This is a genomic window from Providencia sneebia DSM 19967, assembly GCF_000314895.2.
GTDB lineage: Bacteria > Pseudomonadota > Gammaproteobacteria > Enterobacterales > Enterobacteriaceae > Providencia > Providencia sneebia.
The window spans coordinates 19,659-45,107 of the sequence record NZ_CM001773.1; the positions used below are offsets into that span (position 1 = coordinate 19,659).

Below are 25,449 nucleotides of genomic sequence, written 5' to 3' on the forward strand. Positions count from 1 at the left end.
TGATCATTCGCTAAGCGTTATTTACGTTTCACCAATAGCACGATACTAACCACTAAGAATAAGAGACTTGGTAAAAGTGCCGCTATTATTGGTGGGATCGAGTAGACCAAACTCCAACGACCAAATCCTTCATTCAATACATAGAAAATAAATCCACCCACAATACCGGACACCACTCGCACGCCCATAGGAACAGTACGTAATGGCCCAAAAATAAATGAAACAGCCATGAGCATCATGACGGCGGCAGATAATGGGGATAAGATTTTTTTCCACATACTTAATTGATAAACAGCAGCAACTTGCCCGCTCTCTTTCAAGTAAGTGATGTATTGATAAAGTCCTCGAATAGATAATGAATCAGCATTCAAAGATACAATACCTAATTTTTCAGGCGTTAAGTTAGTTTTCCAATCTACCGTTAAACGCTGAGCTCCTTTGATTTTTCTCTCATTACTTAGGATAGATTCATCAACTTGGGACAATATCCACTGTTTGTTATCTTTATCATATTCACCGCTCGATGCGAACATAACAGACTGTAATTTGTTATGGTCATCAAAGCGATATATAGAGACTTCTTGGATAGATGTCGTATCTGCAATTCGTTGGATATGAATAAAATCATGCCCATCTTTTGCCCACATACCTTCATCTGTCACAACCAGCGTTTTCCCAACAATTTTTTCTGCACGATAATTTCTAGCCCATTGGTCACCTGCCGGTGCTACCCACTCACCAATGAACATAGCAACAATAACTAGCGGAATAGCTGTTTTCATCACAGACAGTGCGATTTGTAGGCGGCTGAAACCGGATGCTTGCATGACGACTAATTCACTGCGAGAAGCTAATGCACCTAAACCTAATAGTGCTCCCAATAGTGCCGCCATTGGGAAAAAGATATCAATATCCTTAGGCACAGTCAGTAAAGTGAATACACCAGCACTTAGCGCGGTATAATCACCATCCCCGACTTTGCGGAGCTGCTCGACGAACTTAATTATCCCAGCGAGTGAAACCAGCATAAATAAGGTCATCAAAATAGAGTTCAGGATAGTTCGTCCGATATACCTGTCTAAAACACCAAACATCAGGCAACCCCTCTATTAAATTTCATTCGCAAGCGACGCATTGGCACGGTATTCCAAATATTAAGAATGATTGCCAAAATTAAATAACCGATATTCACGGCCCACATTGCATATTTCGGGTCAACATCCCCCTTCTCCGCGCTATTGCGCAGTGTGCTTTGTAGTAGGAAGAAAATAAGGTATAGCAGCATAGCAGGAAGCATACTCAAAACACGCCCTTGGCGCGGATTCACTTCACTTAATGGCACAACCATCAATGCCATCACAACCACAGAAAAGACAATTGTTAAACGCCAATGGAATTCTGCATTTGAGTCGAGATCATTTGCTTTCCATAGCTCAGACATGCTTTTTTGTTCAACACGATCCTTTTTCTCTTCACTGGTTTTATGGTCAATGATGGCTTGATAATTTTTAAATTCAGTAATGCGGAAGTCGCGTAAAAGAGCAGTGCCTTCATAACGCGTCCCTTCATCTAGCACAACAACTTGACGACCATCAGCATCCTCTTTGATATAACCGCTATCCGCAACCACAACTGATGGGCGCTGTTCATTCGCCTGATGTAGCTGAGCGAGAAAGACATTTTTAAAGTTGTTACCTTTCACATCACCAATATAAAGGACAATGTTACGATCTTTTGTCGTTTTAAATTGGCCTTCAACCATAGCAGCAAGTCCTGGGTTTGCCTGAGCATCTGCCAACACTTGTTCTTGATATTGAGAAGACCACGGGAGCATCCAAGTGATATTACCAATCGCAACTAGGGCTGTCAGCGTTGCTAACACCAAAGCGGCTTTGACTAAAACACTTTTACCCAAACCGCAGGCATGCATCACCGTAATTTCACTTTCGGTATAAAGTCTACTGTATGTCATTAAAAGCCCAAGAAATAGGCTCAAAGGTAAGATTAATTGCGCCATTTGTGGCACACCTAATCCTAATAAAGGTAATACTAAGCTTGATGGAATATTACCCTGTACCGCAGCCCCGAGAACATCGATAGACTTTTGGCTAAAAAAAATCAACATCAGCACAAATAAGATGGCTAATTGACTTTTCAGGGTTTCACGTACCAAATATTTAATAATAATCACGCTTATACGCCTGTGAAAACTTGTCTTTTGGGTGGAAAATGGCTAAGTTCGTTTAATATCTACCATTTATTAACATATACTCTGGCTCATTCTATGACTAGAATGATATAAAAGCATTCTCTATACTGATAACCCAATCAGAACATGCTTATTATTATCTAAAAACCAGATATTCGCGCAGTTTAACATAAAGAGTTCATTCTCTATGAGGTAGATGATGCGGAACGCTAATTTTAGCGAGAGCATGAGCCTTTGTCTTTAAGATTCAGGAGAACGCATGGAGTTTAGTGTAAAAAGTGGTAGTCCGGAAAAACAACGTAGCGCATGTATCGTTGTCGGAGTCTTTGAACCACGCCGTCTGTCCCCTATAGCTGAACAGCTGGACAAAATAAGTGACGGATATATCAGCGCCCTGTTACGCCGCGGGGAACTTGAAGGTAAAGTAGGCCAATCCCTACTACTCCATCATGTACCAAATGTGCTGTCCGAACGTATTCTACTCATTGGTTGTGGTAAAGAACGTGAGCTAGATGAACGTCAATTTAAACAAATCATTCAGAAAACCATTAATACGCTGAATGAGACAGGTTCAATGGAAGCCGTTTGCTTCTTAACTGAGCTGCATGTTAAAGGCCGTAATAATTACTGGAAAGTACGTCAAGCCGTTGAGACAGCGAAAGAATCACTGTACGTATTTGACCAATTAAAAAGTAATAAGACTGAACACCGCCGTCCATTACGCAAATTGGTCTTTAATGTGCCAACACGCCGTGAACTGACCAGTGGCGAGCGCGCAATTTCTCACGGCCTCGCGATTGCATCTGGCGTTAAAGCGGCAAAAGATCTTGGAAATATGCCACCAAATATCTGTAATGCAGGTTATTTGGCTTCTCAAGCGCGTCAATTAGCCGATATTCCTGACAATAGACTGACAACTCGCGTCATTGGTGAAGAACAAATGAAAGAGTTAGGCATGAATGCTTATCTCGCAGTTGGTCATGGTTCACAAAATGAATCGCTGATGTCTATTATGGAGTACAAAGGCAACCCAGATCCGGATGCCAAGCCAATTGTACTGCTTGGTAAAGGCCTCACATTTGACTCAGGTGGTATTTCCATCAAGCCTGCTGATAGCATGGATGAAATGAAATACGACATGTGTGGTGCTGCAACTGTTTACGGCGTCATGCGTTTTGTCACAGAATTACAATTGCCTATCAATGTTGTCGGTATTCTGGCTGGCTGTGAGAATATGCCAGGCACCAATGCTTATCGCCCAGGTGATATCCTCACCACAATGTCAGGTCAAACAGTTGAAGTTCTGAATACAGATGCGGAAGGCCGTTTAGTGCTGTGTGATTCTCTGACCTATGTTGAGCGTTTTGAGCCTGAATTAGTCATTGATATTGCAACACTAACGGGTGCATGTGTTATTGCTTTAGGTAGCCACTACACCGGTTTGATGTCGAACCATAACCCTCTTGCTCATGAGCTACTTAATGCCTCAGAACAAGCTGGCGACCGTGCATGGCGTTTACCATTAGCTGACGAATATTATGATCAAATTGCATCTAACTTTGCTGATCTAGCAAATACAGGTGGTCGTCCGGGTGGTGCTATCACTGCGGGTTGTTTCCTTGCTCGCTTTGCAACGAAATATAATTGGGCTCACTTGGATATTGCAGGAACAGCATGGCGTTCTGGTAAAGCCAAAGGTGCGACAGGTCGTCCTGTATCAATGCTGTCACAATTTCTACTAAATCGTGCTGGCCTCAACGTTGATGAATAACAAACGTTGATTTTGATTTGCCTTAACAAATCAAATTATTAGTTGATTTAATAATATTCCCGAATCGCGTAATATCGTGATTCGGGATATTATTTTTTATATGAATCAAACCACTTTAGGTCAACAGACTTTCCTCTGAGGAGTTCATTTGCGGCTGCCCAGAAAAAAGATATAATTTTCAGTCTGAATGTTGATAAATCCTATGAATTGAATCTATTGTTATTTATCGAATAACAATAGATTGATAATGCTGCAATGCGAAGAATGACGGGTAGAGAGATGAAGAACGCTATTTTTTATTTACTGGAGCACCCTTCACCGCAAGAAGAGCTTGAAGCTCATGAATGGCTAGCTTGTGAGCTTGCGGCGCAAATGTGGCGTAATGGAAAACGCGTTTTAATCACCTGTGAAACGGCAGCGCAAGCAGAACAGCTTGATGAAGCACTTTGGCAAAGAGATCCCCATCAATTTGTGCCTCATAATTTAGCCGGGGAAGGTCCAAGATATGGCGCCCCCATTGAGCTTTGTTGGCCGGGTAAACGGGGAAATGCTCAACGAGATGTATTAATTAATCTTCAAAGCCAATTTGTAGACTTTGCCACCACCTTCCATGAAGTGATAGACTTTGTTCCTATTGATGAAACTTTAAAACAGTTGGCGCGTGATCGATATAAAATTTATCGTAGCGTCGGCTTCAATTTGACTATGGCCACACCGCCAACTAACTAAATAACGATACAGATAAAGATGGAAAAAAAACCTGAGAATGCAATTGCCGAGCCTTCGCTCGATAAAACCTATAACCCAGCTGAGATTGAACAATCTCTCTATGCTCACTGGGAAAAAAGTGGCTACTTCAAACCAAATGGTGATACCAGCCAAGACAGTTTCTGTGTCGTAATCCCACCACCGAACGTCACTGGTAGCCTGCATATGGGCCATGCTTTCCAACAAACAATTATGGATACCATGATCCGTTACCAACGCATGCAAGGTAAAAATACCTTATGGCAAACAGGTACTGACCATGCGGGTATCGCAACACAAATGGTTGTTGAGCGCAAAATTGCAGCTGAAGAAGGTAAAACTCGCTACGATTACGGTCGTGATGCTTTTATCGACAAAATTTGGCAATGGAAAGCAGAATCAGGTGGCACCATTTCCCAACAAATGCGCCGTTTAGGTGATTCTGTTGATTGGGAGCGCGAACGATTTACCATGGATGAAGGCTTATCAAAAGCAGTTAAAGAAGCGTTCGTTCGTCTATATAAAGATAACTTAATTTATCGTGGTAAGCGCCTAGTTAACTGGGACCCTAAATTACACACTGCAATTTCTGATCTGGAAGTTGAAAACCGCGAAATTAAAGGTTCAATGTGGCATCTGCGCTACCCATTAGCAGATGGTGCAAAAACAGCAGAAGGTCAAGATTACCTAGTTGTAGCAACGACTCGACCAGAAACCATGCTTGGTGATACTGGTGTTGCGGTCAACCCAGAAGATCCTCGCTATAAAGATTTAATTGGCAAAGAAATTATCCTGCCATTAGTCAACCGCCGTATTCCTATTGTTGGTGATGAACATGCCGACATGGAAAAAGGCACAGGTTGCGTCAAAATCACACCTGCTCATGACTTTAACGACTATGAAGTTGGTAAACGCCACCAGCTACCCATGATCAATATCTTGGACTTAGACGGTAATATCCGTAATGAAGCCGAGGTTTTTGATACTAACGGGAACCCATCAACAGCTTATGCTAATGATATTCCTGAAGCTTACCGTGGTGTTGAACGTTTTGCTGCACGTAAAGCGCTGGTTGCAGAATTTGAACAGCTTGGATTATTAGTTGATATCAAACCTCATGATTTAACGGTTCCTTACGGTGACCGTGGTGGTGTTGTTATCGAGCCAATGCTAACTGACCAATGGTATGTTCGCACTAAGCCATTAGCGGAAGAAGCTATTAAAGCGGTTGAAGATGGCCGCATTCAGTTTGTGCCTCGTCAATACGAAAACATGTACTATTCTTGGATGCGTGATATTCAAGACTGGTGTATTTCTCGCCAATTATGGTGGGGCCACCGCATTCCTGCTTGGTATGATGATAAAGGCAATGTGTATGTGGGTCGTGATGAAGAAGAAGTCCGCCGTGAAAATAATCTCGGTGCAGAAATTGCCCTTCGCCAAGATGATGATGTGCTCGATACGTGGTTCTCATCTGGTTTATGGACTTTCTCAACACTTGGCTGGCCAGAAAATACAGAAGCACTGAAAACATTCCATCCAACGGATGTGTTGGTCAGTGGCTTCGACATTATCTTCTTCTGGATTGCTCGTATGATCATGCTGACAATGCATTTCATCAAAGACGAGAATGGCGCTCCTCAAGTTCCGTTTAAGACAGTCTACATGACAGGTCTTATCCGTGATGAAGAAGGCCAAAAAATGTCAAAATCTAAAGGGAATGTTATCGACCCTCTGGATATGATTGACGGAATTTCATTAGAAGGTTTGCTGGAAAAACGTACTGGCAATATGATGCAGCCTCAGCTTGCAGAGAAAATTGCTAAACGAACTCAAAAAGAGTATCCAGATGGTATTGAAGCTCATGGTACTGATGCCCTGCGCTTTACCTTAGCCGCTCTTGCTTCAACGGGTCGTGATATCAACTGGGATATGAAACGTCTTTCTGGCTACCGTAATTTCTGTAATAAGCTCTGGAATGCTAGCCGTTTTGTGTTAATGAACACAGAAAACCAAGATTGTGGTCAACAAGGTGGCGAAATGAGCTTCTCCTTGGCAGATCGCTGGATCATGGCGCAGTTCAACCAAACCGTGAAAGCTTACCGCGAAGCACTTGATACTCATCGCTATGATATCGCAGCGGGTATTTTATATGATTTTACTTGGAATGAGTTCTGTGACTGGTATCTTGAGCTGTCTAAACCTGCGGTACATAAAGGTAATGAAGCGCAAGTCCGCGCAGCACGTTTCACACTCATTGAAGTGTTAGAAGGCTTACTGCGCCTTGCACATCCAATCATTCCATTTATCACTGAAACTATTTGGCAACGCGTCAAAGTGGTCAAAGGCATTGATGCGGATACTATCATGCTACAACCATTCCCTGAATTTGATGCAACTAAAGTTGATGAGTTAGCATTAAGTGACTTAGAGTGGATTAAAGAAGCCATTATTGCGGTACGAAATATTCGTGCTGAAATGAATATCGCACCGGGTAAACCACTGGATGTGATGTTACGTGGTGCATCAGAAGATGCTAAACGCCGAGTTGCTGAAAACCAAAACTTTATTAAATCAATGGCTCGCCTTGCTAGCATTGTTGTATTGGCTGAAGGTGAAGAAGCACCTATTTCGGTGACCAAACTGGTCGATGGTGCAGAAATCTTAATTCCAATGGCAGGCTTGGTAGATAAAGAAGCTGAACTTGCTCGTCTTGATAAAGAGCTAGAGAAAGTCATTAAAGAAATCACAGCTATTGAAAGCAAGCTTGCTAATGAAGGTTTTGTTAGCCGCGCCCCAGCTGCTGTTGTTGAAAAAGAGCGTGAACGTTTAGCTGCCAATATCGAAGCTAAAAATAAATTAGAAGCCCAGAAAGTGACAATAGCTTCACTGTAATTCTTAGCCTCTGATTTTTCTAAAGCCTTTATTGTTCAATCAATAAAGGCTTTTTATTTTAATGAACAGTAAAGTCTATACCATTAGTAATTATTCTATTATCATCAAACGACTGCGTTCGCAGTTCTCAGCTTGAAGTGCCCTTCTGGTTCTCTTTCACTGAGCAGTCAAACATAACAAAAAGAAAGAGTCTGATATGACAACAAACACAAACTACACCATTCGTTTAATCGAAGAAAAAGATAATGCGGGTATTGCTACGGTGATCCGTGAAGTTTCAGCAGAACACGGACTGACAGCAGATAAAGGTTATGCTGTTGCTGACCCAATTTTAGATACTCTCTACGATGTCTACAATAAGCCTCGTAGTGCTTATTGGGTTGTAGAAATGGATAATAAGATTGTTGGTGGCGGAGGTGTTTCTCAGCTTGCTGGTGGTGATACTGAAACAGCTGAATTACAAAAAATGTATTTATCTTCAGTGCTTAGAGGTAAAGGATTAGCGAAACAGATAGTGCTAATGTCATTAGAATTCGCAAAAGAGCAAGGCTATAAAAACTGCTATCTCGAAACAACCGCTGACCTGCAAGCTGCTATTAAGTTATATGAAAAACTGGGCTTTGAGTTTATCGACAAGCCAATGGGCAATACAGGTCATAGTGACTGTGAAATTAGAATGTTAAAAGCACTCTAATTTGCCGAAAACCAAAAAAGGATAGCGATTTGCTATCCTTTTTATCTAGAAGATGAATAATCAATTAATGAATACGTTCGCCTTCATCTTCTTCGTCATCACCATCTTCATCATCTTCGCCATCAGGATCTTCAAAATAGGTGCCCCAACCATCATAGTTGACACCCATTTTTTCAGCTAGCTGCATCAATTGTTCAACTTGAGCGTCAATGAGCTCAGCATTCAGCGCACATTCACTGATGACATCACAACACATCAATGTTACACCATTTTCCACTTCCAGCTCTTCAGCATCAGTGACTTCGTAACCTAACTTAAAGGCTTCCACTGCGGCTTTTTCGAGTAATGTGAAATTATCAGCCGAGAAATGGTGCTCAATTGCATATAATGCATCTGGATCACTGCCATCTTCCAATAATTCTTCAATGATCAAGCGCGTTTCTTCGCATTGTGCTTCTAACTCTGCTTTATCTACCATATCCACACCTCTTTTTATTATTGCTAGTCTCATCAGCATTGTTCCATACGGTTGTCAGTAACACCATACCTGAATGAATAATTTCTTTTCTTCAAGGGGTTGATTTTGAATTTTTATGAATATAAATTGAATATTAATTCAAATAAAAAAGGCCGCATTTTATGAATCCCTTCTATAAAAAGCATTTCTTAAGATTGCTTGATTTCACAACAAGTGAAATTCATTCATTATTAAAACTCGCAGCATGGCTAAAAGCAGAAAAACGTGCTGGGAGTGAGCAACCCTTTCTTTCGGGTAAAAATATTGCTTTAATTTTTGAAAAAGATTCGACCCGTACCCGCTGTGCTTTTGAAGTTGGTGCTTTTGATCAAGGTGCAAGGATCACCTATCTGGGTCCATCTGGTAGCCAAATTGGCCATAAAGAGACAATGAAAGATACCGCCAGAGTTTTAGGCAGAATGTATGATGGCATTCAATATCGCGGATATAGCCAATCAACAGTAGAAACATTAGCTGCGCACTCGGGAGTGCCTGTATGGAATGGATTAACAGATGAATTCCATCCCACACAGTTATTAGCCGACCTGCTGACCATTCAAGAACACTTACCTAATAAACCATTATCAGGTATTAAATTTGCTTACTTAGGTGATGCAAGAAATAACATGGGTAACTCCATGCTAGAAGCAGCAGCATTAACGGGAATGGATGTTCGCTTAGTTGCGCCAAAAAGTTGCTGGCCGGAGGAAACACTTGTCGAAGAGTGCCGCAAAGCTGCGCAAAAAACAGGTGGCAAAATCACCCTAACAGAAGATGTGGCTGAAGGCGTGAAAGATGTCGATTTTTTATACACGGATGTGTGGGTTTCAATGGGCGAGCCGAAAACGGTTTGGACAGAGCGGATCAACTTGCTCAAACCCTATCAAGTCAATATGGATGTGATCAAATTAACGGGCAATCCTAACGTGAAATTTCTTCACTGCTTGCCTGCCTTCCATAATGAAGAGACAACTTTAGGTGCTCAATTAGCTGAAGAGTTTAATATGTGGGGCGGCTTAGAAGTGACAGAAGAGGTTTTTGAATCCCCTTATAGCATTGTGTTTGATGAAGCAGAAAACCGTTTACATACCATCAAAGCGGTAATGGTTGCTACATTAGCACCGGAATTACCCGCGAAGGCAATGTAATCCTATCGATCAAAAATAGCTTCTTAAGCAGAGATTGAATAGATATCGCTCTCTGCTTAAATAAATCTAAATTATTGATATTTAATCAATATAAATTAGATAAATCTTTACGACATCAATATTGATTGAATGCCATTAATATCCAACTGATTTCATAAATATTTATCTAATCGCGAATAAAAAATTTCTTTTTTCTTTATGCAAACGCTTGCCTCACAGAAAGACGCGCGTATAATGCGCCACAATTTGTCGGGAGAAACCATGAACGTTGTCACTCTATTTTTTACAGAGCACACTTCCACTACACTGCCTTACTGCGGTCTAGGTAATCTGTTTTTCCCCTCCGTATTTCAAAAAAGCCCCTCAATTGAGGGGCTTTTTTTTGCTCTTTCACCGGACTACATAGCTTGCTGATATAGGAGAACAACGATGCCAAATCCTTTATACCTTCGCGATATTATCTCAATTAATGATTTAGATCGCACAGACCTTGAGCTAGTACTCAATGTTGCAGCATCTTTAAAACAGCACCCACAGCCAGAATTTCTAAAACATAAAGTGATCGCCAGTTGTTTTTTTGAAGCTTCAACACGTACGCGTTTATCATTTGAAACAGCCATGCATCGTTTAGGTGCTTCTGTCGTCGGTTTTTCAGATAGTGCGAATACATCGCTAGGTAAGAAAGGTGAAACGCTTGCTGATACTATTTCTGTCATCAGCCAATATGTTGATGCGATTGTGATGCGCCACCCACAAGAAGGTGCTGCACGCTTGGCTAGCCAATTTTCGGGTCATATTCCTATCATTAATGCAGGTGATGGTTCAAACCAACACCCAACACAAACATTGCTCGATCTGTTCACTATTCAAGAGACACAAGACCGATTAGATAATCTGCAAATCGCCATGGTGGGAGACCTAAAATATGGTCGCACCGTGCATTCATTAACCCAAGCATTGGCTAAGTTTTCAGGGAATCACTTCTACTTTATCGCGCCAGAAGCGCTTTCTATGCCAAACTACATTTTGCATCTCTTAGAAGAAAAAGGCTCAACTTATAGTTTGCATAACAATATTGATGAAGTGCTGCCAGAACTCGATATCCTCTATATGACTCGTGTGCAGAAAGAACGTTTAGATCCATCAGAATATGCCAATGTCAAAGCACAATTTGTTTTACGTGCCGCTGACCTGAATGTCGCTAAACCTAATTTAAAAGTTCTACACCCGCTACCGCGTATTGATGAGATTGCCGTTGATGTTGATGCCACCCCATATGCTTACTACTTTCAACAAGCAGGAAACGGCATCTATGCAAGACAAGCTCTGCTATCACTGGTTTTAAATAAAGAATTAGCAATCTGAGGAGAAAAATATCATGACACACGATCATAAATTACAAGTCGAAGCCATTAGTTGCGGTACTGTCATTGACCATATTCCTGCTCAAATTGGTTTTAAGCTACTGAGCTTATTCAAACTCACTTTAACAGATGAACGCATTACTATTGGTTTAAATTTACCTTCTAATAATTTAGGTAAAAAAGATTTAATTAAGATAGAAAACACTTTCTTAACACCAGAGCAAGCAAACCAACTCGCCATGTATGCCCCTGAAGCCACGGTTAATCGTATTGAAGATTATCAAGTTGTTGAGAAGCTAGCACTAAGATTACCAGAGCATATTGAGAATGTATTAATTTGTCCAAATAGTAACTGCATCAGCCATAACGAACCTGTTGCAAGTCGTTTTAAAGTGAAAAAGATTGGCAAAGAAGTCGCGCTAACGTGTCTGTTTTGTGAGAAACAATTTGATCGAGATGCGGTTATTAATAATCAATAAATAATTAGGTTGCTAATTTTCTTCCGTCATATGCATACTTTCACTCGCATATGACGGAAATTTGTCTGTACGCATCAAAGCATTATAATAACCACACTCTACTCAAAGTCTTTTAAGTTGTAGCTAAAAACCGAGCAACATGAAATACAATGAGTAATCCCTGTTACGTGTTTAAATGGAGTATTTATGTCATACGAAATCAATACAGAAAACGCACCAGCAGCAATCGGTCCTTATGTCCAAGGTGTTGACTTAGGCAGCATGGTAATCACTTCAGGCCAAATTCCTGTTAACCCTAAAACAGGCGAAGTTCCATCTGATATTGCCGCGCAAACTCGTCAATCATTAGATAACGTAGTGGCTATTTTAGAAAAAGCGGGACTTAGTGCAGCAAATATTGTTAAAACAACGGTATTTGTCAAAGATTTGAATGACTTTGCAACTGTTAACGCAACTTATGAAGAGTTCTTCAAACAACATAACGCACCATTCCCTGCACGTTCTTGCGTAGAAGTTGCACGTCTACCAAAAGATGTAAAAATTGAAATCGAAGCAATTGCTGTCCGTAAATAATTGATTGCGTCTGATAACAAAATGACTTCTCTCACTTAGTCAGAATTGTTACCCAAAAAATATGCGGGCAATGTTTTCTACTTTTGCTCGCATTATCTCTCTTGAATACACCCCCTAATTTTCAAAACTAACAGACATGATACTTCAACACGTTTACACATCTTAAAAAGTATAATAGCCAACTAAAACAAGATAATTATCCATTTGATTTATATGGATATAAATCGTTCTTTTTTGTCTATTTTATCGTCACAATATTTCTGACCGACAAAATTATCATCAAAAATAATAATACGCAGTTGGTTAGTAAAATTTAAATACTTTTCTCGTGTTTTGATATTCATACAAATTATTTTTTTCTTTGTCTTAGATCAAAAAAACGATAGCTAAAAAAGAATAATTTACTATATATTGTGGTTTAATATCACAACAAAACACTATATGTAGTATTTATTCACAGATTTATCCACAAGCTTATTTTCGTGTTTATGATTAATTTAAGCATTGTGGATAACTCGACAAGGAGCATTGAAAGTGAAAACGGTTGTGATTAAACGTGACGGTTGCCAAGTAAATTTTGATCTCTATAGGATACAAGAAGCCATCAAACATGCTGCTGCTGCTGTCAATGTTCAAGATGCGCATTATTGCCTTCAAGTGGCTAATTCTGTTGCAGAACAACTTGCCAACCGTGAAACCGTTGATATTCACGAAATTCAAGATGCCGTTGAAAACCAACTTATGTCTGGTCCTTACAAAGATCTGGCTCGTGCCTATATCGAATATCGCCATGATAGAGATATTGAACGTGAAAAACGTAGTCAGCTGACACATGATATCAGAGGATTGATAGAACAAAGTAATGTGTCACTGTTAAATGAAAATGCCAACAAAGATAGCAAAGTCATTCCAACACAGCGCGATTTACTTGCGGGTATTGTCGCAAAGCACTACGCTAAACAGCATATTTTGCCTCGAGATGTTGTTGTTGCTCATGAACGCGGTGAAATTCACTATCATGATCTCGATTATGCCCCATTTTTCCCCATGTTTAACTGCATGCTAATTGACTTAGAAGGCATGTTAACCAATGGATTTAAAATGGGTAATGCTGAAATAGAGCCACCTAAATCTATTTCAACAGCAACAGCAGTTACTGCACAAATTATTGCACAAGTTGCTAGCCATATTTATGGTGGCACTACGATTAACCGTATTGATGAAATTCTTGCGCCTTATGTACAAATTAGCTACCAAAAACACTTAAAAATAGCTGAAAAATGGGGAATTGCGGATATTCAAGGTTATGCAGATAGCCAAATAGAAAAAGAGTGTTATGACGCTTTCCAATCCCTTGAATATGAAGTCAATACATTACACACCGCCAATGGTCAAACCCCTTTTGTCACCTTTGGTTTTGGGCTAGGAACATCCAAAGAAGCACGGTTGATACAACAATCAATTCTTAAAAACCGGATTGCTGGATTAGGTAAAAATCGTAAAACGGCTGTATTCCCTAAACTGGTTTTTGCCATTAAGAAAGGTCTAAACCATCAATTTGGCGATCAAAATTACGACATCAAACAGCTCGCCCTTGAATGTGCAAGTAAACGGATGTACCCAGACATTCTTAACTATGACCAAGTGGTTGAAGTGACAGGCTCGTTCAAAACCCCAATGGGTTGCCGCAGTTTCTTAGGTGTCTATGAAGAAAATGGTCAGCAAATTCATGACGGGCGCAATAACTTAGGCGTCATTAGCCTAAACTTACCGCGTATTGCAATTGAAGCACAAGGCAACGAAGATGCCTTTTGGTCACTGTTAGACGAGCGCCTTGCTATCGCGAAAAAAGCCCTAATGACCCGAATTGCTCGCTTAGAAAAAGTGAAAGCACGAGTCGCGCCTATTTTATATATGGAAGGTGCATGTGGTGTTAGGTTAAATGCCGACGACAATGTTGCTGAAATCTTTAAACATGGTCGAGCTTCCATCTCATTAGGCTATATTGGCTTACATGAAACCATCAATGCGCTCTTTGGCACGCAAGAGCATGTCTTTGATAACACAAAACTAAGAGAAAAAGCTGTCGAGATTGTCAATCACTTACGCCAAGCGACAGAAGAATGGAAATCTGAAACAGGCTACGGTTTTAGCTTATACAGTACGCCAAGTGAAAACTTATGTGATCGTTTTTGCCGTTTAGATACAGCTCAGTTTGGCATTATTCCTGGTGTAACAGAAAAAGGTTATTACACGAATAGCTTCCATCTTGATGTCGAAAAACAAGTCAATCCGTACGACAAAATCGATTTTGAAAAACCTTATCCTGCAATCGCAAATGGTGGATTTATTTGTTATGGCGAATATCCTAATTTACAACATAACCTTAAAGCGCTTGAGGATGTTTGGGATTATAGCTATGAGCATGTTCCTTATTATGGAACAAATACACCAATTGATGAATGTTATGAGTGCGGCTTTACAGGTGAATTTCAGTGTACAAGTAAAGGTTTTGTGTGCCCACGCTGCGGAAACCATGATACCAATCGAGTATCCGTCATTCGACGAGTTTGTGGTTACTTAGGCAGCCCCGATGCACGACCATTTAATGCAGGAAAACAAGAAGAAGTTAAACGTCGGATAAAACATTTAGGTAATGGTCAACTAGGTTAATACTATGAATTACCATCAATATTATCCTGTTGATGTGGTAAATGGGCCAGGTACACGCTGCACATTATTTGTCTCTGGCTGCATTCATCAGTGCCGTGGTTGTTACAATAAAAGCACTTGGCGCACTGATTCAGGTATTTTATTCACTCAACAGATGGAAGATAAGATCATTGATGATCTGCAAGATACTCGGATCCGCCGGCAAGGTTTATCTCTTTCTGGCGGTGATCCTTTGCATCCGGCCAACTTATCGGTAATTCACCATTTAGTACAGCGCGTCAAGACAGTTTGTCCCGATAAAGATATTTGGTTATGGACAGGTTATTTATTAGCGGAGTTAACCCCAGAACAACGCCAAGTAGTTAACTTAATTAACGTACTGATTGATGGGAAATTTGTCCAAGAACTGTATGATCCTCAACTTCTTTGGCGAGGAAGCAGTAACCAAGTGATCCATAAACTACGCTAACTATCTCTCTGCCAATATAGCTTAGTACCAAAACCAAGTTTGTTATTTACCATTTTAACTTCTTGGAAATCTAAGCGCCAAACTGGCAACTTAGCGGTCAGTGCAATTGGAAATCGACGACAATAAAATTCATGTGCTTGTTGTTGTCGGTTTTCATCAAGCACAATAACATCCCCAATAAATTGAATACCTTGAATTTGGCTAACTGTTTTGGTTTGCGCCGAAATAGTGCCTGCAACACGTTGATTCGTTAGCATTAATTTACCGTGGCGCGAAGCTGCATCTGTCATAAAAAATAAACTCATCAATTGAGCATCAAATGCGTAATAACAACTCGCAGACCAGATATCATTATTATGGCTGGTGAAAAGAGAAAAAACATGTTGGCGGGAAAGGTAGCGTTGGATATGTTTTAAAGATGATGCATCATTCATAGCAAAACCTATAGTAGCCGTTCAGAACACGCTATTGAAGTTGATTTCAATAAGCGTGCTCAAGCTGTTCTGAACGTTGAATAATATTTGCTATTACTATAACCCTAAATAATTCGAGTTGCAGCTAAACAAGATAGGCATTCGAATTAAGATATAGATAGATTATTTATAGATTGCAGCAACACCATTCATTGAGTTTTCACCGCCAGCAGAGATAACGCGGAAAGATTTTGCACCAGCTTCATCAGCTTTTTTGGCCAATTGTTCAGTTAAATCGTTGACGCTGACTGCACCTGAAACTGATACATAACCAGCAGCTGGTTGATTAGAATGTTGAACTTCTTCTGCTGCCATTGCACCAAAAGAAATAGCACCAAAAGCCAAAGTTGCAGCAAGTAATGTTACTTTTTTCATATTATGTTCCTCATTGTATATTGATTTATTATCAGGAGAATTCGTTGTTTCCCTGTGATGTGAATCATATTATGCCTATTGACTGAGAATGAAAATTAGCTAATTTTGCTGTTTTTGTTCAAAATATTTGAACTAAAACCTAACTTTAGGTTTTATAATCATACTTAAAATATTTTATTTTTTTCTTATAATTTAATAAGTTATACAAATCATTATTAGAGAGTATTTTCGTTTATTCCTAATATTTTCCTCTTCTTTTTTAAGCACATAAAGACAAAATACGAGTAACAAAACGCAATGTCGATACAAAAAAACTGGTATCTCTACCTGATAAGAAACAAAAATAACGCGTTATATTGTGGCATAACCACAGATGTCTTACGCCGCTTCAGGCAGCATCAAGAAGGAAAAGGAGCAAAAGCATTGAAAGGAAAAGCACCATTAGAATTGGTCTTTAGTTGTTTTGTCGGTAATCGTTCTCAGGCTTCTCGACTGGAATATCAGATTAAACAACTTAATAAACAGGCAAAAGAAAGGCTGATACGAGATCAGCCTGATGATGTGATGATGTATTTTGCATCTCAAACTGCATCAAAATATGAGGAATAAGTGACTAAACCTTTATGATCATTTAATGCCCCATTATCTAATCCACAAATCATAAAGTGCTCTTGTAGATTAGACCATTGGCATACCACACCATATTCAGAAGCCGATTTAAAACCGAAGCGGTGATAATATTTCTCATCACCAAGTACAACCACCGCGCCATAGCCAAACTCATTTAAGCTATCAAGACCTTCATAGACTAATTGGCTGCCAATTCCTTGATTTTGAAATTCTTGATTGACTGCTAACGGTGCTAGCCCTACCCACTGAATATCTTCTCCATTGACATCAACCGGTGTAAAACCAACATAACCTATTACTTCACCATCATCATTCGTTGCAACTATACCTAATGTCAGCAACCCATCTTCACGCAATTTTTGTACAAGATTAGCTTCTGCTTCCGTAGGAAATGTCCCACGTAATAATCGATCAATGCCCATGGCATCTACGGGTATTTCGACACGAATTAACATGTGGTTGCCACAGGAGTTTGATGCACTGTGTCCTCGTTGTCTTGGGTTATTTTGATAAAGTCAGCAAGTTGTAGCAATGCAAAACGCAGTGGCGCTGGCATGTTCTCTAATTCAAAAGCATCCATCAGATTTTTGACATAAAGACCTAATTCAGTATCACCTTCAATCACCAAGCGACGTTGGAAAAATAGTGTATCGGGATCTTCTTTACGGGCGGCAATCAATATTAGGTCATTCGCATTTCCGCAAACGCTAACGTCTACCTGTGCGTTATTACGTACAATCAGTTCCCCATCTTGCAAGCTAATAAACCAAACCAGCCCAAGATCTTTGACTTCGACTTTAAGACATTTCCCTTCTAAGAAATCTAGCTCACCATCTTTAACTGATTCACGAAATTGCCAGCTAAGGAGTTGCTCAAGCACCTGACGTTGTACAACGAAGGGGGTCACTTTTAAGGGTAACCTTAATAAAGAAGGGCCTTTAGTTATCAATTGAGAACGAATTTTTCCTAACACGATACTGACTCCCGAATCAATTGCCTGCCCTGATACTTTTGATATCACAAGCAGCCATAACTTATGAGTGGCAAATTGATATTACAATAGATGACATCACGGTATAACTCAATTTGCTTGTCGATACGATACGCAATTTTCTAATCAAAATTACGCGACTGTAAGTCACTATCAGCATTATTCTATCTTGTTAATCTAACTCAATAAAATAAACTATTTAAAGAAAAATACGGCAGATAGTGCCCTAGAAAATAATAAACTATGTGCTTATTTTGCCAGAGATATAAATTTTGGTTTGATCCTATATCAATAAATGGACACCTCACCAGCATTTATTTTTATTATGTCGATGAAATTCTAATTTTCTTTTCATACTACACTTTTTTTCGATAAAAAAGATAAAGTCACCATGGCATAACGTCTAAATCACTGCCTTAAATCAAAGCTTACCGATTATAATTTAACTAAAATAATAAGTTGTCAAAAATAACCCCTGGAACAGAGCAATGGAATTACTGTGTCCAGCAGGTAATCTACCTGCATTAAAAGCTGCGGTTGATAATGGCGCTGATGCTGTTTATATCGGTTTAAAAAATGAAACTAATGCACGCCATTTTGCCGGACTCAACTTTACCGAAAAAAAATTACATGAAGCTGAACGTTACATCCATCACTATAAACGTAAACTTCATATCGCAATTAATACTTTTGCGCATCCAAATAACTTTCAACGCTGGCAAGATTCAATTGATCTTGCTGCATCACTCAATGCTGATGCATTGATCCTTCCTGATATTGCCATGCTGGAATATGCCGCCAATAAATATCCTCATATTGAGCGCCATGTTTCTGTGCAAGCTTCAGCAACGAATACTGAAGCTATTCGTTTCTATTCGCGTAACTTTGATGTTCACCGAATTGTACTTCCGCGTGTTTTATCTATTCATCAGGTAAAACAACTGGCTAAAAGTAGCCCCGTTCCCTTAGAAGTTTTTGCTTTTGGCAGTCTGTGCATTATGGCTGAAGGTCGCTGTTATTTATCTTCCTATCTTACTGGTGAATCCCCAAATACTGTCGGCGCATGTTCACCTGCACGATTTGTTCGTTGGCAACAAACAGATGATGGAATGGAATCACGCCTTAATGACGTTTTAATAGATAAATATCAAGCAAATGAGAATGCTGGCTATCCAACATTGTGTAAAGGTCGTTATTTTGTTGATGGTCACAAATATCATGTATTAGAAGAGCCTACGAGCCTAAATACCCTTGAGCTACTGCCCGATTTAATGAGTGCAAATATTGCCTCTGTTAAAATTGAAGGCCGTCAACGTAGCCCTGCTTATGTCACTGACGTCACCAGAATTTGGCGACAAGCAATTGATAAATATAATGCAAATCCTGAACAATTTGCAGTTGAAGCAAATTGGTTAAAAGTGCTTAGTGGGCTTTCTGAAGGCAGCCAAACAACTCTCGGTGCTTATCACCGTAAATGGCAGTAATAAGGTAATTATTATGAAATATGCATTAGGATCTGTTCTCTATTACTGGCCAAAACAAACGCTCTATGACTTCTATCAATCCGCGCAAGAAAGTGAAGCTGATATTATTTATCTTGGTGAGACAGTATGCAGTAAACGTCGAGAAATGAAACCAGCAGATTGGATTGACTTGGCAAAACAGCTCGCGCTAAGTGGTAAGCAAATTATTTTAAGTTCATTAGCATTGATACAAGCCCCTTCTGAACTAAAAGAGATGGCTAAGCTCATTGATAACGGTGAATTTTTAGTTGAAGCACATGACTTTGGCATTATTAACATGCTAGCCGAACGCAAATTGCCCTTTATCGCCGGTCATGGATTAAACTGTTATAACGCGCAAGCACTCAACATTTTATTACGTCAAGGAATGATGCGCTGGTGCATGCCCGTTGAATTATCGCGCGATTGGTTAGTTAATTTACTCACTCAATGTGAAGAACTGGGCATTCGCCATAAATTTGAAGTGGAAGTAATGAGTTATGGTCATTTACCATTAGCGTATTCAGCTCGCTGTTTTACTGCACGTTCAGAAAACCGCGCTAAAGATGAATGTGAGACTTGCTGTATTCACTATCCACAAGGCCGCAAAGTCTTTTCCCAAGAACAACAACAAGTGTTCATTCTAAATGGTCTACAGACCCAAAGTGGCAACTGTTATAACCTCGGTAATGAACTAACTTCTATGAAAGACTTAGTTGATATCGTACGTATTTCACCTGAAAGTCTCGGGTCATTAGATGTACTAGCTCAATTCAAAGCAAATGAAACGGGTAATAAGCCTCTTAAAATTAACGACCATAGCTGTAATGGTTATTGGCGACAAGTTGCAGGTTTAGAAATTATTGCTTGATTTATGAATGGGAAGTCTATTTTAAAACTTCCCATTATATCAATACTATATAATTCACATTATAAAATTATAATTAATTATTATTACTAAAAATAATATTCGAACCCGCAGACATCATTGATTGCGGCTGAGTTGCTAAGCAATTATCTACTGATGAACTAACACCTGATTTATTAGTTAGTGTAGACATCATATTGACTAATAACTCTGTTTGATTATACGTAGAATTTAATGATAATGGATTATTTTTGGCAATGTTTTCATTGATTTTTTTATCCGTCATAACAGAGCCATCAGAAAATTCTATTATCCTAACACCCTGTTTTCTCTTATCATTAAAGTAAGAAACGATACGAACACTATCTTGTGTATCTTTAATTTCAATCAATAAATCTTTATTCTCTTTCTTCATTTGAAGATTATTAGCTGAAATCCCTTCACCAAACTTTAAAATATCTGGGGTGTATAGCTTATTGGGATTATAATGGCTACTGATATTTGCAATTGTATCTTTACCATCGCCTAATTCAAAATAGTATGTCTCTTGTCCTTCACTACCAATCAAAATATCATTCCCCTTACGCCCATAAATAAAGTGTTTATATTGATTATTTGGTGCTTCAATAAAATCAGGTATCTCTTGGGAGTTGCGACCGATAAAAACATTATTATATAAGATACCATCTACATTAAGCATCTTACCTTCTACAATATTCCCATCATTAAATTGGCTATCAGAAAATAAAGAAATATTATCCAATAGAGTTCTATCCCTAATATTTTCGTATGTTAAAGAATTTTGTAATGAATATATTTGACGACTTTCAGGGCTAAACTCAATATTTATTGAAAATAGCTTTCCTTTATTATCAACAATAGTTAATTGTCGATTGCCTGATTCAAAAGTAACCACGGAATTATTTTTTATTGCAATGCTTGATAAAGGCTGTTTTGAGTTAATATTATTTTTTTTGTTAGCAATTTCATCCCAATAATGAATATCGCCAAGTGAGGATAAATCTAACTTACTCATCCCAATGTTAAAATTAGTTATTGTTATTTCATGATTTAATAACGGATCTATCTTAAATATTTCTGGCTTATCTGAAGAGAAGTTAACTACACCATTATTTTCCTGAATATAACCTTGAATATTAATAGGCATTTTAATAATTCCTTTTAAATTAAATTATAAATAAACACAACAACAATTTAGTTATAACCTAAACTCAGTTTGGTTACTTCAATGGAAAATAAACAGCTGTACTCTTTTAAATAAAAGGTACCATTATTATTTATACAAATATAATCATTCAAGCATATTACAGTGAGAAATATATTCTTAGTAATCAAATAATTATATTGACGAATACCAATATCGGCAGGATCATCACCAATAATCCAACTATTAATTAATCTATAATCTGTACCAAATCTTGGTAAAAATGCACTCGTTTGATATATTCTGTGTTCAGAATTACAGAATACAAATATTTAGGCACCAAATAAAGTAGCACCTAAATATAAACCACTTATATGCATTCCAAGATAATTAATATATCTAGTAAAATAAGCTAACCTGTATATTATTTTCTTGAATGCATAATACGATGAGTAAGATGGCGTAATTCCCCATCACGTAACATGCCAATAAAAATACCTATTACGGCATAAATAACGCCAAGGATCAGCATCATGACAATATCCATAAGCACGCCACTAAACGGTAATCCCATTTGATTAATTCCCGCCATTGCACTGGTTGCCCATGTTGAAGGTAATGCCGACGCAATCATTCTTACCCATTCTGGCATAGCTTGTAGTGGCCAAATCGTTCCTGACATATAGAACACAGGTGTCGTAATGAATGCTAAAGTCAGATAAATCATCTCCACACTACGCAAACATTCTGTCACCAACTTACCAAGCCCAATTACAGCTAATAGGAATGGGAAAGTTAACATCCAGATTTGATACAAAGGTGCCTCTTGGCGATAGCCCAAAATCCAAGGCCATAACGCAAAAAATATTGTCGATAAAAATAACCAAATAGGAATTAATGCAGATAAGGCCCCTAAATAGACGGCAAGTGGTGGCTTACCTTTAGGCGTTCCACGAATGGCAATACTGACACGAACACAAGCAATCAATAAGGAGTGCTGTAATAACATCACTAGCAACCCTGGGAATACAATTGCAGCAAAACTCACTCCTGGGTTATAAAGAGGTTCAGTCTCACTGCGGATCGGGGTAATAATAACCTTAGCTTGCTCTTCACTATAGCCTGAATCAACCAATATTTGAGTGTTATAATCGTTCAATAATGTTTTGTAAGCACCGACTAACTCCTGCTGAATTTGGCCACTTGCTAAACGGTTTGTCGCATCACCATATACCGGGATAGTAATATTCTTACCATTTAATAAATATTTTTCAAAATCAGTTGGAATAATAACGATGGCAAATAATTGCCTATCAATCATGTCTTTTCTAGCTTGTGCTAAATTGTCATAACTGTGGAGTTTTATTTTCGGTGTCGCATCTAAATCACGAATTAAAGAACGGCTCGCAACACTATGATCTTTATCAATAACTGCTACTGGTAAATCCCATAATACAGGCTTGGCATATACTAAGCTCATAATACATAAAGAGACTAATAGCAGCAGCCACATTGGCTTATCCAGCATACCAATGAGCACTTTACGAAAAGTGGCGAAATACATCTGTAACATTAGAGGTCGCCTCCTTGCGCTGCGATGCGTTTAACTATGCGTTTACGTATGAGAAAACCCGTAACAATTGGATAAATCAACAGAAATGCACACACCTCTAACACTCTCCGGAAAGAGAACTCACGTAGGAAAATGTCAAACATGGCATTAAGGGTATGAGTTAATGGTTCTATATTAGAGATAATCTGTGCAGGCAGGATCATCGATAATTCAGGTACAGCTATACCAGAAAAGGCAAGCGCGATACTGACCAAAAGACCTATTAAACTGTACGCAGTGATAGCACTTGAAGTAAAACTAAAGAGCAAAAGACCTATACTTTGCGCCGCAATAACATAGAAAAATCCCACCATTATCATATACAGCGGATTTCCCACCACTTTAGCATCAAAAATAGCGACTAATGCTGCCAATTCAACAACCAGCAATGTGGTAAAAAAGAGCGTATAAGGCGCCATTTTGCCTAATAAGGCCATTGCAAAAGGTTTCACACTTTGTAAGATAGAACCGCGAGACATAGTATAAATCGTACAAGTCACCACGAACAATTGCAGCATATGAATTGTTGCCGCAAATTGTTGGTAATAGATATAACTACCGCTGGGATTAAATAAGCTATCGTAAGAAAGTGTCACTTGCGCCATCTGCGGTAATGCTTTTCCCATTGAACGAGCGAGTTCTACTCGGTATTTCGCATTTAGCTCTGCCACCAGCCCACTAAAATCTTGTATTGCATAGCTGCCGGACGCATAAAATAATGCGTTGTAATACATACGCAATTCTGGCTGGCGACCGCGTAAAGCATCAGCTTCAAAATCAGCGGGAATATAGAGCAAAGCATAATCTTTTGCGCTAGCTAAACGTTTCAATGAGGTATTTAAATTGCCATCAATCGTTTTAATATCCGCATGAGGACCCGCATTAAGGTCGCGAATAATTTGCCGAGAAGCTGGACCGTGGTCATTATCGACAACCGACACAGGAAGATCCATCAACGTCCCTTCAGAAAAGTTCGCGCTGATCAATGTAAATAGCATTAAGGGAAACAGCCAGCTTAGCCAATGGAAAACCGGACTACGGATAGCAGAATGGGTTTCTCGTCCAAAAGCGTGCTCAAATCCATGCCAAGCAAATTTTAATTTCATACCAGCGCCTTCTTATTTATCCCAGCGCCATAATGCACTCATACCCGGTCTTAACCCTTCAATAGGCTCTAACGGATATAAACGAATTTCAAATGTTTTTAAGTCAAAATCACCGGTTGCTCGAGTTGCTCTTTTTGTTGAATAATCACCTTTTGGTGCAATATAGCGAACTTCTGCTTCAATTGTTTTATCCCCTAAAGCAGGGACAGATAATTGTACTTTATCGCCTTTTTTCACATTAACCAGAATATCTTCTCGCAAGTTATAAACAAAATAGGACTCAGGAAGACGAATGAGCGTCATCAATGGGCTGCCGGCATTAAAAATTTCACCAACCTCCGCAGGAATTGGACCAATTTCACCTTCTACAGGCGCTTTCACTTGCAAATCATCCAGTTGAACTTTTACTTCAGCCAACTTTTGCTCAGCCTGATTCAGTGCGGCTTTATACTGCTGACGTTGCTCAATGCGATCACCATTTTTAGCCTCTTCTAGCTTAGCTTTTGCCGATTCCACTTGCTGGAAGGCGACATCTTTTGTTTTACGCGCAGCATCTAATTCATTAGCAGAAACATAGCCTTTAGTAGATAAATTATTCAAACGATTATATTCACGAGTGGCATTTTGATATTGTGAGGTCATTTGTGCCAATGAAGCCTGTAAATTACGAATTGTCTCTTCACGTGTTCCATTCACAGACAAATCAAACTGGGCTTTTGCTTGATCTCTTGCCGCTTTCAACGCTTCATATTGTGCCGTTAATTCTGGGCTTTCTAATGTCAATAATAATTGCCCTTTAGTCACATCATCTCCGCGCTCAACTAAACGTTCAATCACTCGGCCTTTTGCTTTAGATGTGACGATGACTTCAGGCGCATCAACTTCGCCTTGTAATAATAAAAATTGATTATGCGAATGAAAAAGAGCAGCCACCGCAATTAAAATCAACATTAATAAAATTAGTGCTATTGTTCTTTTTTTCATTATTAATAAAACCCTAAATAATCACGGAGGAAATTATACATATTGAATTATCGCAGTAATTGCCGATAATACGTTAATAAATTTGTGCGCTATGTCACAATAGGCAGGTAACTGTATAATTTTGAATCGTTTTATTCCTTGTGTCAAATAAAGAACGTACCCAATATTTAAATCGCTATTATCCACTTAGGCGTTTACGTTAGA

At 39.0% G+C, this 25,449-nt stretch carries 25 protein-coding genes; 13 read left to right on the forward strand and 12 right to left on the reverse strand.

What is annotated here, in order from left to right; all coding sequences use genetic code 11:
- Positions 1 to 17 precede the first annotated feature (17 nt).
- Together lptG and lptF are read right to left on the reverse strand one after the other, a co-directional pair.
- Positions 18 to 1,094, reverse strand: coding sequence for an LPS export ABC transporter permease LptG (lptG, locus tag OO7_RS00095; RefSeq protein WP_008913930.1), 1,077 nt, complete (start codon positions 1,092 to 1,094; stop codon positions 18 to 20).
- A complete protein-coding gene (lptF, locus tag OO7_RS00100) occupies positions 1,094 to 2,191 on the reverse strand; it encodes an LPS export ABC transporter permease LptF (protein ID WP_008913931.1) in 1,098 nt (365 codons plus the stop codon). The genes lptG and lptF overlap by 1 nt, the downstream gene beginning before the upstream one ends.
- Positions 2,192 to 2,468: 277 nt before the next feature.
- Between lptF and pepA the strand changes: the two genes are divergently transcribed.
- The 4 genes from pepA to OO7_RS00120 all read left to right on the forward strand — a co-directional run bounded on the left by pepA (position 2,469) and on the right by OO7_RS00120 (position 8,316).
- On the forward strand, positions 2,469 to 3,980 hold the full coding sequence (pepA, locus tag OO7_RS00105; RefSeq protein ID WP_008913932.1) for a leucyl aminopeptidase: 1,512 nt from the start codon (positions 2,469 to 2,471) through the stop codon (positions 3,978 to 3,980).
- Positions 3,981 to 4,259: 279 nt separating this feature from the next.
- Positions 4,260 to 4,709: a DNA polymerase III subunit chi gene (locus OO7_RS00110; RefSeq protein ID WP_008913933.1), complete on the forward strand. Its 450-nt coding sequence runs from the start codon at positions 4,260 to 4,262 to the stop codon at positions 4,707 to 4,709.
- Between the two features lie 18 nt (positions 4,710 to 4,727).
- A complete protein-coding gene (locus OO7_RS00115) occupies positions 4,728 to 7,622 on the forward strand; it encodes a valine--tRNA ligase (protein WP_008913934.1) in 2,895 nt (964 codons plus the stop codon).
- A 196-nt stretch (positions 7,623 to 7,818) separates the two neighbouring features.
- Positions 7,819 to 8,316 (forward strand): GNAT family N-acetyltransferase, encoded by a 498-nt coding sequence (locus OO7_RS00120; protein ID WP_008913935.1) that lies wholly within the window; start codon positions 7,819 to 7,821, stop codon positions 8,314 to 8,316.
- Positions 8,317 to 8,380: 64 nt separating this feature from the next.
- Here OO7_RS00120 and rraB read toward each other — a convergent pair whose 3' ends face one another.
- A complete protein-coding gene (gene rraB, locus OO7_RS00125; protein WP_008913936.1) occupies positions 8,381 to 8,794 on the reverse strand; it encodes a ribonuclease E inhibitor RraB in 414 nt (137 codons plus the stop codon).
- 161 nt (positions 8,795 to 8,955) lie between these two features.
- Between rraB and argF the strand changes: the two genes are divergently transcribed.
- The 6 genes from argF to nrdG all read left to right on the forward strand — a co-directional run bounded on the left by argF (position 8,956) and on the right by nrdG (position 15,539).
- Positions 8,956 to 9,981, forward strand: a complete 1,026-nt coding sequence (gene argF / locus OO7_RS00130; protein ID WP_008913937.1) for an ornithine carbamoyltransferase — start codon at positions 8,956 to 8,958, stop codon at positions 9,979 to 9,981.
- Between the two features lie 429 nt (positions 9,982 to 10,410).
- The gene (gene pyrB, locus OO7_RS00135; RefSeq protein WP_008913938.1) at positions 10,411 to 11,346 is read left to right on the forward strand and encodes an aspartate carbamoyltransferase; all 936 of its coding nucleotides are present in this window, start codon (positions 10,411 to 10,413) and stop codon (positions 11,344 to 11,346) included.
- Between the two features lie 13 nt (positions 11,347 to 11,359).
- Positions 11,360 to 11,824 carry an aspartate carbamoyltransferase regulatory subunit gene (pyrI, locus tag OO7_RS00140; RefSeq protein ID WP_008913939.1) on the forward strand — a complete coding sequence of 155 codons (465 nt, stop codon included), beginning with the start codon at positions 11,360 to 11,362 and terminating at the stop codon, positions 11,822 to 11,824.
- 186 nt (positions 11,825 to 12,010) lie between these two features.
- Complete coding sequence (gene ridA, locus OO7_RS00145; protein WP_008913940.1) at positions 12,011 to 12,397, forward strand: 2-iminobutanoate/2-iminopropanoate deaminase; 387 nt, start codon at positions 12,011 to 12,013, stop codon at positions 12,395 to 12,397.
- Between the two features lie 534 nt (positions 12,398 to 12,931).
- On the forward strand, positions 12,932 to 15,070 hold the full coding sequence (gene nrdD / locus OO7_RS00150; protein WP_008913941.1) for an anaerobic ribonucleoside-triphosphate reductase: 2,139 nt from the start codon (positions 12,932 to 12,934) through the stop codon (positions 15,068 to 15,070).
- A 4-nt stretch (positions 15,071 to 15,074) separates the two neighbouring features.
- A complete protein-coding gene (gene nrdG / locus OO7_RS00155; RefSeq protein WP_008913942.1) occupies positions 15,075 to 15,539 on the forward strand; it encodes an anaerobic ribonucleoside-triphosphate reductase-activating protein in 465 nt (154 codons plus the stop codon).
- Here nrdG and OO7_RS00160 read toward each other — a convergent pair.
- Together OO7_RS00160 and OO7_RS00165 are read right to left on the reverse strand one after the other, a co-directional pair.
- Positions 15,536 to 15,973, reverse strand: a complete 438-nt coding sequence (locus tag OO7_RS00160; RefSeq protein WP_008913943.1) for a YhbP family protein — start codon at positions 15,971 to 15,973, stop codon at positions 15,536 to 15,538. The two genes, nrdG and OO7_RS00160, sit on opposite strands and share 4 nt — an antisense overlap.
- A 162-nt stretch (positions 15,974 to 16,135) precedes the next feature.
- The gene (locus tag OO7_RS00165; RefSeq protein ID WP_008913944.1) at positions 16,136 to 16,387 is read right to left on the reverse strand and encodes a YdgH/BhsA/McbA family protein; all 252 of its coding nucleotides are present in this window, start codon (positions 16,385 to 16,387) and stop codon (positions 16,136 to 16,138) included.
- A 297-nt stretch (positions 16,388 to 16,684) separates the two neighbouring features.
- On the opposite strand from OO7_RS00165, the gene OO7_RS00170 reads away from it, so the two are divergent.
- A complete protein-coding gene (locus tag OO7_RS00170; protein WP_008913945.1) occupies positions 16,685 to 16,996 on the forward strand; it encodes a GIY-YIG nuclease family protein in 312 nt (103 codons plus the stop codon).
- On the opposite strand, the gene OO7_RS00175 is transcribed toward OO7_RS00170, so the two are convergent.
- Both OO7_RS00175 and ubiT read right to left on the reverse strand, forming a co-directional pair.
- Entirely contained in the window at positions 16,969 to 17,472 is a 504-nt protein-coding gene (locus OO7_RS00175) for a GNAT family N-acetyltransferase (protein WP_008913946.1), read from the reverse strand. The two genes, OO7_RS00170 and OO7_RS00175, sit on opposite strands and share 28 nt — an antisense overlap.
- Positions 17,466 to 17,990, reverse strand: coding sequence for a ubiquinone anaerobic biosynthesis accessory factor UbiT (gene ubiT / locus OO7_RS00180; protein ID WP_008913947.1), 525 nt, complete (start codon positions 17,988 to 17,990; stop codon positions 17,466 to 17,468). Before ubiT ends, OO7_RS00175 begins: the two co-directional genes overlap by 7 nt.
- Positions 17,991 to 18,496: 506 nt before the next feature.
- On the opposite strand from ubiT, the gene ubiU reads away from it, so the two are divergent.
- Positions 18,497 to 19,492 (forward strand): ubiquinone anaerobic biosynthesis protein UbiU, encoded by a 996-nt coding sequence (gene ubiU / locus OO7_RS00185; RefSeq protein WP_008913948.1) that lies wholly within the window; start codon positions 18,497 to 18,499, stop codon positions 19,490 to 19,492.
- Positions 19,493 to 19,505: 13 nt separating this feature from the next.
- Positions 19,506 to 20,381 (forward strand): U32 family peptidase, encoded by an 876-nt coding sequence (locus OO7_RS00190; RefSeq protein ID WP_008913949.1) that lies wholly within the window; start codon positions 19,506 to 19,508, stop codon positions 20,379 to 20,381.
- Between the two features lie 73 nt (positions 20,382 to 20,454).
- On the opposite strand, the gene OO7_RS00195 is transcribed toward OO7_RS00190, so the two are convergent.
- From OO7_RS00195 to OO7_RS00210, 5 genes are all read right to left on the reverse strand, one after another.
- On the reverse strand, positions 20,455 to 21,546 hold the full coding sequence (locus tag OO7_RS00195; protein ID WP_008913950.1) for a calcium-binding protein: 1,092 nt from the start codon (positions 21,544 to 21,546) through the stop codon (positions 20,455 to 20,457).
- Positions 21,547 to 21,593: 47 nt separating this feature from the next.
- Positions 21,594 to 21,875, reverse strand: a complete 282-nt coding sequence (locus OO7_RS16750; protein ID WP_156823160.1) for a glutathionylspermidine synthase family protein — start codon at positions 21,873 to 21,875, stop codon at positions 21,594 to 21,596.
- Between the two features lie 92 nt (positions 21,876 to 21,967).
- On the reverse strand, positions 21,968 to 23,116 hold the full coding sequence (locus tag OO7_RS00200) for an ABC transporter permease (RefSeq protein WP_008913951.1): 1,149 nt from the start codon (positions 23,114 to 23,116) through the stop codon (positions 21,968 to 21,970).
- Positions 23,116 to 24,261, reverse strand: a complete 1,146-nt coding sequence (locus OO7_RS00205) for an ABC transporter permease (protein WP_008913952.1) — start codon at positions 24,259 to 24,261, stop codon at positions 23,116 to 23,118. Before OO7_RS00205 ends, OO7_RS00200 begins: the two co-directional genes overlap by 1 nt.
- 12 nt (positions 24,262 to 24,273) lie before the next feature.
- On the reverse strand, positions 24,274 to 25,245 hold the full coding sequence (locus OO7_RS00210; RefSeq protein ID WP_008913953.1) for an HlyD family secretion protein: 972 nt from the start codon (positions 25,243 to 25,245) through the stop codon (positions 24,274 to 24,276).
- Positions 25,246 to 25,449 lie beyond the last annotated feature (204 nt).

Bases quoted from the DNA above. Each gene is read 5' to 3' on its own strand.
- lptG (WP_008913930.1), bottom strand. From the start codon at position 1,094: ATGTTTGGTGTTTTAGACAGGTATATCGGACGAACTATCCTGAACTCT.
- pepA (WP_008913932.1), top strand. From the start codon at position 2,469: ATGGAGTTTAGTGTAAAAAGTGGTAGTCCGGAAAAACAACGTAGCGCA.
- OO7_RS00110 (WP_008913933.1), top strand. From the start codon at position 4,260: ATGAAGAACGCTATTTTTTATTTACTGGAGCACCCTTCACCGCAAGAA.
- OO7_RS00115 (WP_008913934.1), top strand. From the start codon at position 4,728: ATGGAAAAAAAACCTGAGAATGCAATTGCCGAGCCTTCGCTCGATAAA.
- OO7_RS00120 (WP_008913935.1), top strand. From the start codon at position 7,819: ATGACAACAAACACAAACTACACCATTCGTTTAATCGAAGAAAAAGAT.
- rraB (WP_008913936.1), bottom strand. From the start codon at position 8,794: ATGGTAGATAAAGCAGAGTTAGAAGCACAATGCGAAGAAACGCGCTTG.
- argF (WP_008913937.1), top strand. From the start codon at position 8,956: ATGAATCCCTTCTATAAAAAGCATTTCTTAAGATTGCTTGATTTCACA.
- pyrB (WP_008913938.1), top strand. From the start codon at position 10,411: ATGCCAAATCCTTTATACCTTCGCGATATTATCTCAATTAATGATTTA.
- pyrI (WP_008913939.1), top strand. From the start codon at position 11,360: ATGACACACGATCATAAATTACAAGTCGAAGCCATTAGTTGCGGTACT.
- ridA (WP_008913940.1), top strand. From the start codon at position 12,011: ATGTCATACGAAATCAATACAGAAAACGCACCAGCAGCAATCGGTCCT.
- nrdG (WP_008913942.1), top strand. From the start codon at position 15,075: ATGAATTACCATCAATATTATCCTGTTGATGTGGTAAATGGGCCAGGT.
- OO7_RS00160 (WP_008913943.1), bottom strand. From the start codon at position 15,973: ATGAATGATGCATCATCTTTAAAACATATCCAACGCTACCTTTCCCGC.
- OO7_RS00165 (WP_008913944.1), bottom strand. From the start codon at position 16,387: ATGAAAAAAGTAACATTACTTGCTGCAACTTTGGCTTTTGGTGCTATT.
- OO7_RS00170 (WP_008913945.1), top strand. From the start codon at position 16,685: ATGTCGATACAAAAAAACTGGTATCTCTACCTGATAAGAAACAAAAAT.
- OO7_RS00175 (WP_008913946.1), bottom strand. From the start codon at position 17,472: ATGTTAATTCGTGTCGAAATACCCGTAGATGCCATGGGCATTGATCGA.
- ubiU (WP_008913948.1), top strand. From the start codon at position 18,497: ATGGAATTACTGTGTCCAGCAGGTAATCTACCTGCATTAAAAGCTGCG.
- OO7_RS00190 (WP_008913949.1), top strand. From the start codon at position 19,506: ATGAAATATGCATTAGGATCTGTTCTCTATTACTGGCCAAAACAAACG.
- OO7_RS00195 (WP_008913950.1), bottom strand. From the start codon at position 21,546: ATGCCTATTAATATTCAAGGTTATATTCAGGAAAATAATGGTGTAGTT.
- OO7_RS00200 (WP_008913951.1), bottom strand. From the start codon at position 23,116: ATGTTACAGATGTATTTCGCCACTTTTCGTAAAGTGCTCATTGGTATG.
- OO7_RS00205 (WP_008913952.1), bottom strand. From the start codon at position 24,261: ATGAAATTAAAATTTGCTTGGCATGGATTTGAGCACGCTTTTGGACGA.
- OO7_RS00210 (WP_008913953.1), bottom strand. From the start codon at position 25,245: ATGAAAAAAAGAACAATAGCACTAATTTTATTAATGTTGATTTTAATT.